Source organism: Paenibacillus peoriae (genome assembly GCF_022531965.1).
GTDB classification, from domain to species: domain Bacteria; phylum Bacillota; class Bacilli; order Paenibacillales; family Paenibacillaceae; genus Paenibacillus; species Paenibacillus polymyxa_D.
The window spans coordinates 458669-473079 of record NZ_CP092831.1 but is presented as its reverse complement, the minus strand read 5'-3'; the positions used below and the strand labels follow the sequence as shown (position 1 = coordinate 473079).

The window sequence follows — 14411 nt, the reverse complement described above, 5'->3', positions numbered from 1 at the left end:
AAACTAAAATTCGAAGTTATTTGGATGCCTTTGGCTTTGTTGTTTTAGCTGGTTTAACAACCGCCGGTTTGGTCGTTTTAACAGCTGGCTTTGCTGTTGCTTTCGCGGGAGCCACAGCTTCCTTTACAGAAGTCGTTGCTGTACTAGGCTTAGCGCCAGCTTTTAAGCTGTATTTGGCAAAACCGTCTGCCGCGCTGCTCAAGTATGAAATTTGTTGATTGCCTGCCAGCACGTCTTTGGCATCAGGAGAGGACTCGAAAGTAACCTTTGCCTGACCAAAAGAAGCAATAGACCAGTTGCCATCCGCCGATGGATTAATCGTTCCGTTCGTACGGATATAGTCAACAACGACTTGACGACTTTCATCCGGTGCTGCCATCACAATTCGTTTGCCATCTGGGTTGGCCAGTTTGGATGAGGAAGCACGATAGTTATTGGTGGCTACGATAAATTTCTGTGCAGGATCTATAGCCTTTCCATTGTATTGCAGATCCTTGATACGATGCGCTGAAGAATCAATAATAGTTCCCTTGGCATCATACCGTGCAGGCTGCGTTACATCAATCTGATAATTCACACCATCAATGACATCAAAATTGTAGGTTGGGAAATCCTTGTTGATCAGCGATTGCTCCTCAGTTTGCTTTGGATCAATACGGTTGAACTGACCCGCAGACCACTCCAGCCATTCCTGAATTTCAGCACCGGTCACTTCTACAGCATGAACCGTGTTCGGGTACACATACAGGTCGGACACGTTTTTAATCGCTACCGTACCTTCAGGAATATTAGTGTAATACTCGGCTCCGTTTCGACCGCCGGCCTTGAATGGAGCGCCTGCCGACAATACTGGAAGATTTTCGTATTCAGTTCCTTTGAGATGGTTTTGAACATACCATTTCTGTGCATTCGTCACAATTTGAATGGAAGGGTCGTCCTGCACTAATGCAAAATAGCTGGTAATTGGCGCCGTCGTTGTTCCTACAGGCTGGCGAATATAATCCAGCGTTCCTTGATGCTCTTCTTTGACCGCATCAATCAGTTTAAATTCAGGGATAAACTGCACAGTCTGATTAGTGGTGCTCACAACCGGACGCACTTGAGATTGAGAGTTAGTCACGTTCCACTCGCGATTTTTCTTTTCTAGGCTCAGGTCAATGATACCCAGATCCTTGCCCCATGAGGAAGCTTCCACGGCCGGTACGCCATTAATGGTTCCCTTATCCAGATCTACACCCTTCATATCTTTAAAATCAGGGCCAGGGAAAGATTTATGAGCATGCCCAAACAGAATCGCGTTAATTCCGTCCACCTGGCTCAAATACTTAACGGCATTTTCCATCAGTGGCGTTTGTGGCACATCTTCATAACCGGTATGCGCAAGCACGACAATAATGTCAGCACCTTCCGTCTTCATTTGAGGAATAAACTTTTTCGCCGTTTCCACAATATCCTTCGTAACGACTTTATCCTTCAAATTGGCTTCATCCCACTGCATAATTTGAGGTGTGACCAGACCGATCACACCCACTCTGAGTGTATGCTCTTCGCCCTTCTCGTCCGTTACTGTTTTATCAAGAATCTGATAAGGGGTAAAATAATTTTTAGTAGCTTGGCCCCCTTTATCAACATAAACGTTCGCATTTACATAAGGAAAATCAGCTCCCTTGAGCGATTTGTCCAGAAAGTCGAGACCGTAGTTGAATTCATGGTTGCCCACTGTAGCTGCATCATAGCCCATCAGGTTCATCATCTTGTAGACCGGATGGACACCGCCTTCTTTCTCAAAGGTTTTGTTGCGGGCCATATAATCGCCTAATGGGTTGCCCTGCAGCAAATCACCATTATCGAACAGCATACTGTTTCTTGTTTCACTACGTGCCTTCTGGATCAAACTAGCTGTACTAACCAAGCCATATTCGTTGGTTTCTTTGTCCGAATAGTAATCGTAGTTCATCAGGGACGCGTGAATATCCGTTGTTTCCATGATCCGCAAATTCACCGTAGCGCTATCACGAGAATCAATAGCTGCCCAGGATGGAGCGGCTGAAAACACCAGCATGCTACAAGCTACAACTGCTGCTGTAAACCCTTTAAACCAATTTTTACGAAATAACAAAATATACCCCTCCTCATTAAGGTGTATGCCTCATATACATACTTTTGCACATATATGTAAGCCTTGAACCCACCATTTCTATTTTAATCCAACGCCAGACAAAAGAGTAGTCATTTACTTAAAATTATTTATGAAAAAATAATTATTTTTCTCAAACATAAAAAAACCAGCAAACCTCCTAATAAAAACTCGGAGATTCACTGGTTTATCCATTTATATTCGTATTATTTCTTCCACACCTGGCGCTCCGTTTGCTGACCCACATACTCAATGCGAGTCGGATTCACGTCCAGAATGACATAATCGGGATCATCCGGTCCGGAGAACCATTCCTTCAAGGAATCGTTCCACACTTGTTTGCGCAGCCCCTCATCAGCTGTAATCTGGACGGTAGCCTCCACTTCTACAACTTCCTTCGTACCGCCAACCTCATAACCCAGCAGCAGATAAGCATTCGGATTGTCCTTTAGCTCATCCACTTTATGCGTTTTGCGATCTGTCGCCAGATGAATGTTCATTCCATCGTTAAAAAGGGCCATATAGCGTACTTTCGGTTTGCCACCCTCTACCGTACCTAACGAACAAAATTTGTTGTTATCCAAAGCCTTCACAATGGCTTGTTCCAGTTGGTTGCGATCCAATGTTTCCGTTTTACCCACAGTACAACAACTCCTTTTCACGAATTAGAATTCTCTACGGCCATGCCATTGGGCACCAGCCCATCTGAACCTACCTGCGCAGCTGTTCTGAAAATAACATGACCGGATCGAATCGGATTGATTCATACTCATTTTCAGATCAAAGCTCACAGTAAAAGTGTACCCTGTCGTTCGGCAAATGAACCGTTATCTCTCCCTTCATGCTGGACAGACCCGCATTCAAAGCATATAATCGTCGTAGTAAACCCGAATAAATGAACCCATTAAACCATACAATGCCAGGGGTGCTGGAATCGGCCGGCTGAGAGTGTGTCCCAAGACACTGACCCTTACAACCTGATCTGGGTAATGCCAGCGTAGGAATGCTTAAGCAAGATGTGCCTTCTTTACATAGGACCATCCCTTACTTTGGTATATACAAGCGCAAGCGTCCCGGAAACTCGGGGCGCTTTTTTGTTGAGGATTAAGTTGTTGGAAAGATCGCGTCCGGCAGATGTTATTTTTATGAAAATGGGAAACTTAAGCTGTCTGATTGGATGGATAACGGGTAATCAAAAGGAGAGAACACTAACGATGAAGCGCATGAAAATATTAAGCCTGGGACTGATCAGTCTGTGGCTCATGGCCCTGACCCTGACCGCTTGCGGTGGAAGTCCCCCTACATCCCAAGAAGCAGCTTCCGCTACCGACACTCAAACGTCTACTCCGGCAAAGGGGCTCAAAGATGTTAAAATCGTGCTCGACTGGACACCCAATACGAATCATACGGGACTCTATGTCGCCAAGGACAAAGGATTTTACGAAAAAGCAGGTTTGAATGTCCAAATTGTTCAACCTGGTTCAGGCGGAGCCGATCAAATGGTTGCTTCTAATGCTGCACCTTTTGGTATCAGCTACCAAGAAGGCGTCACACAGGCCCGCACGCAAGGTGTGCCGCTTGTATCCATCGCTGCGGTGATTCAGCATAATACCTCAGGCTTCGCAGCCCCGGTAGATCGCGGAATTAAAAGCCCGAAAGATTTTGAAGGTAAAAAATACGGCGGTTGGGGCTCTCCCGTAGAAGAAGCGGTCATGAAATCCATCATGGATTCAGACAAAGGCGATGTGAGCAAAGTGAAGATCGTCAACATGGGCAATGCAGACTATTTTACAGCCGTGAAGCGGGATATCGACTTTGCCTGGATTTTCTACGCATGGACCGGAATCGAGGCCCAACTTCGAGATGAGCCATTGGATATGCTGTATGTAAAAGATTATTCCAAAAGCCTCGACTACTATACGCCTGTAATTGTGAGCAACGAACAGACGATAAAAAATGATCCCGAGCTGGTCAAAGCGTTCATGGACGCTACCGCCCAAGGCTATGAATACACTATCGCCCATCCGGAAGAAGCCGCGGACATCTTAAGCAAAGCTGTACCGGAGCTGGATAAAAAACTGGTACTTGCCAGCCAAAAATGGCTAAGCCCACGTTATCAGGATGATGCCGCGCAATGGGGCGTGCAAAAAGCGGAGGTATGGCAAAACTATTCGGACTGGATGTACGAACGCAAGCTGCTCAGCAAGCCTTTGGAAGTCGATAAGGCCTTCACAAACGACTTCTTGCCCAAGCGCTGACCATTTGTTAAAACGCTAAATAAGACTGAACTAGACAAGTGAACGAAGCGCCACTACGCAGTCGGATGATGCTTCCCATCGCTGTTGTACCCAGATTTCTTAATAAAAACTTATGATTAGTGTAGAAATCCGGGGAGGTTATGCTTCCGAAGCGAGCTTTCCTACGGAAAGCTTTTAAAGCGAACGCTAACGCTTGTACAGCACCATTCCGCCCACTTCGTTCTCGTTCAACTTGGTTTATTCTTTAGTTTCATATTATCTAAGCGCTAAGTAGGTGCGCTTGTGTGTTAAAAATGCCGCACAAACCAGCTTTAAAAATAGGGTGCTTTTAAGGCGGGCAGCAGCGGAGCGGTTCATTTGAATCTGGAGAAGCGGAGCGTTCGCCTTTGCAGGGGAATTCTTACCTTTGAAAACTTAAATAATCCAAGAATCCCCCTGCAACAGCGATCGTAAGCCCAAATGAAACGCGAAGCGGTCTCAAACGCCTTAAACCACCCTATTTTCTCTAAAACACTCCAAATGAAGGACAGGTGAATTTGCATGGCTAATACACTGCTCAGTATTCAAGTAATCCCTAAAACTCCTAATAACGAGGACTCTTACCCGTATGTAGATAAGGCGATTGAGGTCATTCAGCGCTCCGGTGTCAAACATCAGGTGAACCCATTGGATACGACCATGGAGGGCGAGCTCGACGAGTTGCTGAAAGTGGTTAAAGAAATGCATGAGGCTTTGACGGAAGCGGGCAGTCCCAGCGTCATTTCACAGATCAAAATCGCACATAACCCACAAGGCATCAGCATGAACAAGCTGACCGAGAAATATCGCCCATGAATCCGAAAGGCAAGAACGCATCCTGGTGGAAAAGCGTATGGCCGCCCCTTGTGGCGGTCCTCTTCTTTTTAGCAGCCTGGCAGGGGGCGGTTTCCTATTTACATATTGAATCCTGGCTACTGCCAGCTCCATCCCTCATCGTACAGGAGGGCATGGCCCAGACGGCGCTGCTTGGTGCCCATACATGGGCTACAATTCGCCTGACACTTGTGGGATTCGCTATAGGGACAGCAACGGGACTGTTGATCGCCATCGTTCTTCATACCATTCCTTTTCTCAAATCCGCCCTGTATCCGCTGCTTATCCTGAGCCAAAACATTCCGATCATCGCCCTGGGGCCGCTGCTCATGGTGTGGTTTGGTTTTGGCATGCTGCCCAAGCTGATGGTCATTACCTTAGTATGCTTTTTTCCCGTGGCTGTAGCGACCATGGACGGGCTGACACGGACGGACCGTATGATGATGAACTATATGCAGATGTCGGGTGCAGGTCGCATGGCTATTTTTATGAAGCTGGAGTTGCCACACTCGTTGCCGCAAGTATTCTCCGGCATCAAGATTGCTGCCACCTACAGTGTGATGGGCGCAATTATTGCCGAATGGATTGGTGCGAGCGAAGGAATCGGATATTATATGCTGCTGCAAAAATCGGCCTATCGCACGGACCTCATTTTTGCCGCCATCGGCATCATTGTCGCGCTCAGTTTACTGATGTTTGTCATCATAGTACTACTGGAAAAATGGCTGGTTCGCTGGAAACCGGATCAGGAATAGCTTCCTCCTTGAATTAAATACAGCAAAGAAAGGACGTGGCACATATGAGTCTGCATCCGACTGACTTATCATCACACAACGTGGCTAATGAACAACGAGCCGGGGACCAGCAGAGTCCTTCGACTGCCCCTTCTGCTCTGGAATTGGACGGGATCAGCCTCGCCTTCCGCGAAAAGCGAAGCTTACTGCCCGTGCTGCAGGATGTATCCCTCACAGTCAAGCCGGGAGAATTCGTTTCTCTCATCGGTCCGTCAGGCAGCGGCAAAAGTACGCTGTTTCACATCATCGGCGGGCTACTCAAACCACAGCAGGGACGTATCCGTATGCACGGACGAGACATGACTGGTGAACGTGGGCATATCAGCTATATGCCACAGCAGTCCGCCCTTTTCCCGTGGCGCACCACGCTGGATAATGTACTGCTTGGGCAGGAAAATGCTCCACGTAAAAATACAGCAGTCCCCCCTCAGTACGCCAGTGAACGCGAACGTCGCAAAGAAGCCCTGCAATGGCTCGAGCAGGTTGGACTAGGCAAATTCGCCAAGGCGTATCCACATACGCTGTCTGGTGGAATGCAACAGCGTGCAGCCTTTCTTCGCGCACTGCTCAGCCCGCAGGAATTAATGCTGCTGGATGAGCCGTTCAGCGCACTCGACGCGCTGACACGTGCAGATATGCAGCAATGGTTATTGCGGATGTGGGAGAAGAACCGCCGCTCTGTGCTGTTCATTACCCACAGCATTGAAGAAGCGTTGCTGCTCTCCGACCGCATTTATGTGCTGTCAGCGCGACCTGCTTCGGTGGTGCATGTCGTAGATGTCCCTTTTCCCCGCCCGCGTAGGGAAGAAATCACCCTCGATCCACTCTTTATTGAATGGAAGCGAACCATGACCGGCTGGATGCGTGAGGAAAAGTACAAACTGGACGGCGACATGGACAATGCTCAGAGCGTTCACAAGAATATCCCGGAAGATGGATTGAATCGGCATGAGTGACGTAAAAGTTCGATGTGCATCGAAATGGAACAGCCAAACAAAGCTAGGCTTGGATTTGACCACAACAAGACCCGCTCCATTAATCGACGCGCACATTCATGTAGACAGCTACCCGCCCGAACAACAGAAGCTATTGCTCGCTTCACTTGCTGATAGCAGCGTCCAAGCTGTGATAGCCGTGTCGATGCATCTGGACTCCAGCCGAGCCAATCTACGGTTAGCCGAGCGTTACCCTGGGCTAGTACGGCCAGCCTTTGGCTTTCATCCCGAACAGGCCCTTCCACCGCAAACTGAGCTTGACCTCTTGTTCGACTGGATGGACGAACATGTACAGCAGATGGTCGCCGTGGGTGAAGTCGGCTTACCCTATTACAATCGGCTAGAAGCCTCGCAGAGCGGTTCACCTTTTGACCTCGCTCCCTACATAGTGCTACTGGAGCGTTTCATCCAGTTTGCAAGCAAGCATAGCAAGCCCATTGTCCTGCACGCCGTTTATGAAGACGCAGACATCGCTTGTGACCTTCTGGAACGTCACGGCGTCACGCAGGCGCATTTTCACTGGTTTAAAGGCTCTGCCGCCACGACCGAACGTATCGCCCGGAACGGCTATTATGTCTCCTTCACACCGGATCTCCTGTACGAAGAAGAGATCCGCAGTTTGGCAAGGCAGTATCCGTCTGATCAGATCATGGCAGAGACAGACGGTCCCTGGCCGTTCGAGGGTCCTTTTACCGGACAACAGACACATCCCCGGATGACTGCCGACGTCATTCGCGCGTACAGCAAGCTGACCCAGCAAGATGAATCTGCCGTCCATCAATTATTTTATGAAAATACGAGACGCTTTTACTCACTATCTGATGGATAAAGGTATACCAGCTGTTTACTGACTGGAAGGTTTACAACCACAACATGCAACCAAAGCAAAGAACCTCCTTATTTACGCGGAACTTCATCATACGTAAATAAGGAGGTTCTTGTATTTTCAAACGTATATAGCTCAAATACTACTTGTATTTTGCAGAGTTTTTTATCACTACTCAACTTTTATTGCTTCAAGAAACCCTTCTGTTCCAAAAATGGCTTCAACTGCAAGCGTGCTGGCTCGGTCAATCTTCCGGCCATTTGCTCAGACCATGGCGTAGAGCGTTGACCGCCCGTACGTTCCTTCAAATATTCCGCTGATGTGTGATCGTATACCTCTACAGCTTTCATCGTCTGATTTTTGTCGTAGCCGTTCATATGCAAAACACCGGACAGCGGAAGACGTGGACGCAAGCCCGTTTCCTGATCCGGTACACCAATACACATACCGAATACTGGATACACCAGCTCTGGCAACCCTAACAACTCAGACACCTCTGCTATGTTAGTACGAATGCCGCCAATGTAGACGATGCCCAAGCCCAGTGATTCAGCGGCTACCGCTGCATTTTGTGCAGCTAACGCGGCATCAATGGTCGCAACCGTATAATTTTCAACGGACCCTTCATAGGAAGGCTGACCTGGCTGATGGTGGAGCGTGACCTGTTTCAAGCGATACAGGTCTGCGCACCATACCAAAAACGCAGGGCATTGCTCAACGTAAGCCTGCCCTCCTGCCAACTCCGCCAGTTTTGTTTTCAAAGAAGGCTCGGTAACGGCGATAACAGTATATGCCTGCACATTGCTGGACGAGGAAGCCATTTGGCCAGCTGCCACAATAGCTGCGAGCTGCTCGTCGGTAATGGGGTCTGACTTGAATTTTCGCACAGACCGGTGATTCATCAACAAGGAAATCGTATCATTCATGACTGCTTCACTCCTAATCCATGATATAAGCTCTTTATCTACTTCAAGCTGTGAGTATACGAAGAAGTTCTTGCATGCTTGCATGGCACTCCTACAAATATTATGAAACTTTCGCGAATGATAAGCAACCTGACGTAATGAAAGTTGAATGGTTTTAAAAAACCAAACACAACAAAAAGCAAGCACGCAGAGAAACCAAACCAATTGCGCGTACTTGCTCTATACTCTGATAATAACTTTATCTCGATACAGAAGTCCGACAGCACGCTATCCTGCCGATACATCCATACACTTACAGCTTTACTCGTTGGAGACGCAGCGCATTCAGCACAACTGATACAGAGCTAAATGCCATGGCCGCTCCCGCCAACCATGGGGCAAGGAAGCCCAAAGCGGCAATCGGAATACCGATCACGTTATACCCGAGCGCCCAAAACAGATTTTGCCGTATGTTTGTCATGGTCCGGCGGCTCATTTCAATCGCGTCAGGAATGCTGTTCAGGTTGCCGCGCATGAGGGTAATATCCGCCGCCTCCATGGCCACATCCGTTCCCGTACCCATCGCCATACCAATATTAGCAGTAGCCAGCGCAGGCGCATCGTTAATACCATCCCCAACCATAGCTACGATCATGCCTTGCTCCTGAAGCCGTTTCACTTCCTCAGCCTTTCCTTCAGGTAGCACCTCCGCCAGCACTCGTTCAATTCCGGCCTCGGCGGCAACAGCCCGCGCAGTCCGTTCATTGTCACCAGTAATCATAATGACTTCAATGTTCATCGCCCGCAGACGAGCAACGGCCTCCCGTGACGTTTCTTTAATCGTGTCCGCTACGGCCACCAGTCCGGCATAGGTACCGTCCACAGCGACCAGCATCGCGGTTTTCCCTTCTTTTTCCAGATTGTTCATATACTGCTCAGCTAAGTCATCTATTGCGATGCCTTCCCTGCTCATCAATCGGCGTGTACCGGCCAATACCTGTTTACCTTCCACATGTGCCTTCACACCATAACCCGGAATATTTTCAAAATCTGTCGGTCCTACTAGCTCAATGCCTCGATCTGCAATCCCCTTTACAATGGCTTCCGCCAGCGGATGCTCTGAGCTTTTTTCTGCCGCACCGAGCAACCGCAGCAAATCCTTTTCAGCCATGCCGCTTGCTCCAACCATAACATCCGTCAGCTCTGGCTTGCCATTCGTAACTGTACCTGTCTTATCCAACACCACTGCGTTGACTGAACGGGTCATCTCCAAATGCTCGCCGCCCTTGAACAGAATACCATATTCAGCGGCACGTCCCGATCCTGCCATAATGGACGTTGGAGTTGCCAATCCGAGCGCACAAGGGCAAGCAATGACGAGAACTGCAATCATTTTCTCCAGTGAGCCTGCAAAATCAGTCGGCGTCACAAGGAAAAACCAGACGATAAAGGCCAACACAGCGATAGCAACAACAATGGGGACAAAAATACCGGAAATCTGATCCGCAATCCGCTGAATGGGAGCCTTGGAGCTTTGCGCATCTTCCACGACCTTAATAATACGGGACAACGCCGTATCACCACCCACACGCTCAGCCTGGATACGTAGAACCCCGTTTTTATTGAGCGTCGCCCCTGTAACTGCGGAACCAGCTTCTTTTTCAACCGGAAGACTCTCACCACTTAACATGGATTCGTCCACTGCCGAACGTCCGTCTACGACCACACCATCGACAGGAATTTTCTCGCCGGGTCGTACAATAAAGATATCCTTCACACGTACCTGTTCAATCGGAATATCAAGCTCTTGCCCATCACGTACTACACGTGCCGTTGTCGCCTGTAGACTCATCAGGCTCTTGATCGCCTCGGACGAACGCCCTTTGGCTACCGCTTCGAACCATTTACCAACCAAAATAAGCGTAATTAGCACCGCGCTTGTCTCGTAATACAGCTCTGGCATGGTCATGACAGGCATTCCCGCCATCCCCTCCATAACATCAGCCGGACGCAGAGTAAGGTACAAGCTGTAAAAATAAGCCGCAGACGTTCCCAGTGCAACTAACACATCCATATTCGAACTGCCGTTACGAAGCGCTTTGTACGCGCCCACATAAAACTGCCAACCAATGATGAACTGAATCGGCGTTGTCAGCACTAGTTGGAACCATGGATTCAAGAACAGTTCTGGCACATAAATCCATGATGTAAAGGAAAAATGAGCCACCATCGCCCACAACAACGGCAACGACAGCACTGCGGACACAATCCACTTCCATTTTTTACGATGGATATCCTTACTGCGGACATCCGCGATATTGTCCTCAGCGCTCTGCGGGATCGCTCCGTAGCCTAGCTGTTCAATCTTGCTCACCAGATCACCAACCGCAATACTCCCCGCGGCATATTCCACATGAGCGGTTTCCATCGCCAAATTTACCGTGGCACCTGTTACACCAGGCATCCGATTCAATCCCTTTTCAATCCGGGTTGCACAGGCCGCGCAAGTCATGCCCGTTACATTCAGATTGGCTTCTTCACTTACAGTTCCAAACCCAAGAGAAGCAATTTTATCGCGGAATTCAGCGATCTCCACCTGCTTGGGATCATAGGATATCGACGCCTGCTCCAAAGCCAAATTCACATTAGCCTGTGCCACACCATCTATTCGCTTTAAACCTTTCTCAATACGGCTTGCGCAGGCGGCACAGGACATCCCTGTAATGTGAAGCGTTGTCTGCTTGTCACCGTCGGTCGCACGGTTTTCCATGGTATAACCCTCCTCCTATACCCCAGTGGGGTATATCATATCCAAAAAGAAAAAGCTTCTAATACGGAAGCTTCTCCTTCGAAACAAGTCTTTTCACACATAAAACACCTTCATTACTTAAACAACATCATAGCCTTGGTCTTCAATGGCTGTTTTCAGCGCTTCAACGTTCAGCTTGGACTCGTCATATTCTACATTTACTTGCTTCGTTTCGAGGCTGACCTTGGCGGTAGCGCCAACCTTCTCCAAAGCCCCTTCTACTGCCTTCACGCAATGATTGCAGCTCATGCCCTCTACGTTCAATGTAACTTGTGCCATTTTCTTTTCCTCCTCAGGGGTACTTCCGTACCCATAATGTGTATGAATACTACTCTTAACGGATTAGCTTTTTGACCGTAACCAGCAGCTCGTCAATCACTTCCTGCTCTCCTGCCTGCATGCGCTCAATGACACAGCTTTTCATATGCCCTTCCAGCAGCAGCTTACCGACACCATTCAGCGCGGACTGGACAGCCGCAATCTGGTTCAGTACATCGTCACAGTAGGTATCCTTCTCAATCAAGCCCTTAATTCCGCGAACCTGACCTTCAATACGGTTCAACCGGGATACGAGGCTGTTCTTGAACTCTGCCGAATGATGACTTTTTCTAATTGTCTTTTCCCCATCTGTTCCACAGTGATTCTCATGGACTTCAGTGTGGGAAGCAGATTGCTCCTCAGCCATACATCAGCCTCCTGTGTGGTGTATATATGCATTCATGCATTTATTATAGTTCCATCATAATATACCCCCATGGGGTATGTCAACCTTCCAGATAAATGTCACTTTTTCGCCCTATTTTATACTTTTGAGCGTGCTTCCTTAGCAAGTACGATAAAGCTTAATAGAGCACCAACCTCGGCTATAGCTATAACGATCGCCATCGGTACGGGGGTGGTTCCACTCCCCAAACCTACTAGCGGTGAAGCGATGGAACCAAGCAATAGAGGCAGCAAACCAAGCATGGCGGACGCACTACCTGCGGAGCGCTGCTGACTCTGCATTGCCAATGAAGTCGTCGTTGTACTCACAATCCCTACGCAGGAAACGACAAAAAATAGCGGAACTAAAACAGCAAACAATTGGCCTCCGGTAAAGGCTACAGTAAGCAAGCTGATTCCGGCTACAGCCGCAATGACCAGACCCGACAAGAGTAACTGTCGTTCGCTGAAGCGACCCACAAGTCTACCCGTTAACTGGGAAAACAGTACAATCCCCAAACCATTCACTGCAAAAATGATGCTATACGTCTGAGGGGAAACCCCGAAAATATCCTGAAGCACGAATGGTGAGCCAGCGATATACGCGAACATCGCTCCCGTAATCAGCGCCTGTGAGAAGGCATAGCCCATAAAGCGTCGATCGGCAAACAGATGACCGAGTGTTCCTAGCGTCTGCTTCAAACCACCGGATGAGCGGCGGTTCGTTGGCAACGTTTCTGGCAAACCCAATACGACGGCAATCAGCATAGCCACGCCGACCACACAAAGTACCATGAATACACCACGCCAGGAAACAAAGTTCAAAATGGCACCGCCCAGTACTGGTGCAGCAATGGGGGCCACGCCGTTCACCAGCATGAGTAGTGAGAAAAAGCGTGTCAATTCTTTGCCCGAGTATAGATCACGGGCTACAGCTCTGGAAATCACGATCCCTGCCGATCCTGTAAGCCCTTGAATAAAGCGAAGTGCAATGAGCATACCGATATTCGGCGCAAACACGCATAACAGCGAAGCAGCAGCGTACAGAATGAGCGAGATCACCAGCGGTCCTCTGCGCCCCCTTACATCGCTAAGCGGACCAGCAACGATCTGTCCAACGGCCAGGCCCAACAGACAGGCGGTCAAACTAAGCTGCGCCAACGAAGTAGTCGTATGCAAATTGTCGGCTAATGTAGGCAGCGACGGCAAATACATATCTATGGACAACGGCCCGAAAGCACTCAATGCACCCAGGACAAAGGCGATCCATAATATTCGCGATTTGGTCATATCTGCGGCAACCATAACAGTATTGGATAACCGGTTCATAATAATAATCATCCTTTTCACAAAAATATAAATAATTACTTCAATATATCATGATATCACTCATTTCGTCTGGCTTCGAATCATTACACGCTAATCCGCAATTTTTTTTCAAAACTGCTATATATCAGGCAGGAATTTACCAATTTCAGGTCGAATTATACGGTAACCAAAACAAAAAATTTGTGGAATCTGGAGAATGATAATGGTCTATGATGGAGTGCTACTGGGTCTCATTGTAGGTCTGTTCAGAGGAGGCTGGCGGCAAGGTCTGATCCGTTTCAGTCAAATTCGCCTTATAGCCGGCTGGATGTTCCCCGTGCTGCTACTGGTACAATTCATTATTTTTTATTTCCAAGAAAAATGGACTGGGCTGGCAGCCATTAACGGGTATCTATTTATGGGAGTCTACGTGGTTGGATTGATATTTCTCTGGTTGAACAGACATCATAAGGGATTCAAGCTTATTATCATCGGCGTATTGATGAATTTTATCGTTATGGCGGTGAATGGCGGCAGGATGCCAGTCTCGTTGAGCGCTTCGGAGGTGCTGGGTCCCTATTATACAGATATGCTTAAATCCGGAAGTGTCATCTCGAAACATTACATGATGGATGCGAGTACGCGTCTATCATTGCTTGGTGACATTATTCCTCTCTCCAAGCCCTATCCCCGCACGCAGGTAATTAGTATTGGAGATGTTGTCATGAACTTCGGGATGTTTCTGTTTATCCAAAGCATTATGGTCGTGAAAAGAACCAAGGATAAGCAGCAAGAAACCAATCCCCGTCACGCCTAGTGCGTACC

General features: G+C 48.3%; 13 protein-coding genes and 1 riboswitch. Of the genes, 6 read left to right on the top strand and 7 right to left on the bottom strand.

All coding sequences use genetic code 11. From position 1 onward, the window contains the following. Positions 1-16: 16 nt before the first annotated feature. The gene (locus MLD56_RS02095) at positions 17-2119 is read right to left on the bottom strand and encodes a bifunctional 2',3'-cyclic-nucleotide 2'-phosphodiesterase/3'-nucleotidase (protein ID WP_029514696.1); all 2103 of its coding nucleotides are present in this window, start codon (positions 2117-2119) and stop codon (positions 17-19) included. Between the two features lie 224 nt (positions 2120-2343). After that, positions 2344-2778 carry a pyridoxamine 5'-phosphate oxidase family protein gene (locus MLD56_RS02090; RefSeq protein ID WP_029514695.1) on the bottom strand — a complete coding sequence of 145 codons (435 nt, stop codon included), beginning with the start codon at positions 2776-2778 and terminating at the stop codon, positions 2344-2346. Between the two features lie 270 nt (positions 2779-3048). Continuing rightward, positions 3049-3158, top strand: a riboswitch (TPP riboswitch). Positions 3159-3351: 193 nt separating this feature from the next. Between MLD56_RS02090 and MLD56_RS02085 the strand changes: the two genes are divergently transcribed. The 5 genes from MLD56_RS02085 to MLD56_RS02065 all read left to right on the top strand — a co-directional run bounded on the left by MLD56_RS02085 (position 3352) and on the right by MLD56_RS02065 (position 7865). Next, a complete protein-coding gene (locus MLD56_RS02085; protein ID WP_029514694.1) occupies positions 3352-4395 on the top strand; it encodes an ABC transporter substrate-binding protein in 1044 nt (347 codons plus the stop codon). 540 nt (positions 4396-4935) lie between these two features. Beyond that, a complete protein-coding gene (locus MLD56_RS02080) occupies positions 4936-5229 on the top strand; it encodes an MTH1187 family thiamine-binding protein (RefSeq protein ID WP_016818835.1) in 294 nt (97 codons plus the stop codon). Further along, positions 5226-6002, top strand: a complete 777-nt coding sequence (locus MLD56_RS02075) for an ABC transporter permease (RefSeq protein WP_029514693.1) — start codon at positions 5226-5228, stop codon at positions 6000-6002. The genes MLD56_RS02080 and MLD56_RS02075 overlap by 4 nt, the downstream gene beginning before the upstream one ends. Before the next feature lie 44 nt (positions 6003-6046). After that, positions 6047-6997: an ABC transporter ATP-binding protein gene (locus MLD56_RS02070; protein WP_029514692.1), complete on the top strand. Its 951-nt coding sequence runs from the start codon at positions 6047-6049 to the stop codon at positions 6995-6997. A gap of 55 nt (positions 6998-7052) precedes the next feature. Continuing rightward, complete coding sequence (locus tag MLD56_RS02065; RefSeq protein WP_029514691.1) at positions 7053-7865, top strand: TatD family hydrolase; 813 nt, start codon at positions 7053-7055, stop codon at positions 7863-7865. 179 nt (positions 7866-8044) lie between these two features. Here MLD56_RS02065 and nfsA read toward each other — a convergent pair whose 3' ends face one another. The 5 genes from nfsA to MLD56_RS02040 all read right to left on the bottom strand — a co-directional run bounded on the left by nfsA (position 8045) and on the right by MLD56_RS02040 (position 13607). Continuing rightward, positions 8045-8788, bottom strand: a complete 744-nt coding sequence (gene nfsA / locus MLD56_RS02060; RefSeq protein WP_029514690.1) for an oxygen-insensitive NADPH nitroreductase — start codon at positions 8786-8788, stop codon at positions 8045-8047. 292 nt (positions 8789-9080) lie between these two features. Further along, positions 9081-11537, bottom strand: a complete 2457-nt coding sequence (locus MLD56_RS02055; protein WP_029514689.1) for a heavy metal translocating P-type ATPase — start codon at positions 11535-11537, stop codon at positions 9081-9083. Positions 11538-11654: 117 nt separating this feature from the next. Further along, positions 11655-11855 (bottom strand): copper ion binding protein, encoded by a 201-nt coding sequence (locus tag MLD56_RS02050; RefSeq protein WP_029514688.1) that lies wholly within the window; start codon positions 11853-11855, stop codon positions 11655-11657. A 55-nt stretch (positions 11856-11910) separates the two neighbouring features. Beyond that, the gene (locus tag MLD56_RS02045) at positions 11911-12261 is read right to left on the bottom strand and encodes a metal-sensitive transcriptional regulator (RefSeq protein WP_029514687.1); all 351 of its coding nucleotides are present in this window, start codon (positions 12259-12261) and stop codon (positions 11911-11913) included. Positions 12262-12377: 116 nt separating this feature from the next. Further along, a complete protein-coding gene (locus MLD56_RS02040; RefSeq protein WP_029514686.1) occupies positions 12378-13607 on the bottom strand; it encodes a multidrug effflux MFS transporter in 1230 nt (409 codons plus the stop codon). A gap of 202 nt (positions 13608-13809) precedes the next feature. Between MLD56_RS02040 and MLD56_RS02035 the strand changes: the two genes are divergently transcribed. Then, positions 13810-14403, top strand: a complete 594-nt coding sequence (locus MLD56_RS02035) for a DUF5317 domain-containing protein (RefSeq protein WP_029514685.1) — start codon at positions 13810-13812, stop codon at positions 14401-14403. The last annotated feature ends 8 nt before the right edge of the window (positions 14404-14411 follow it).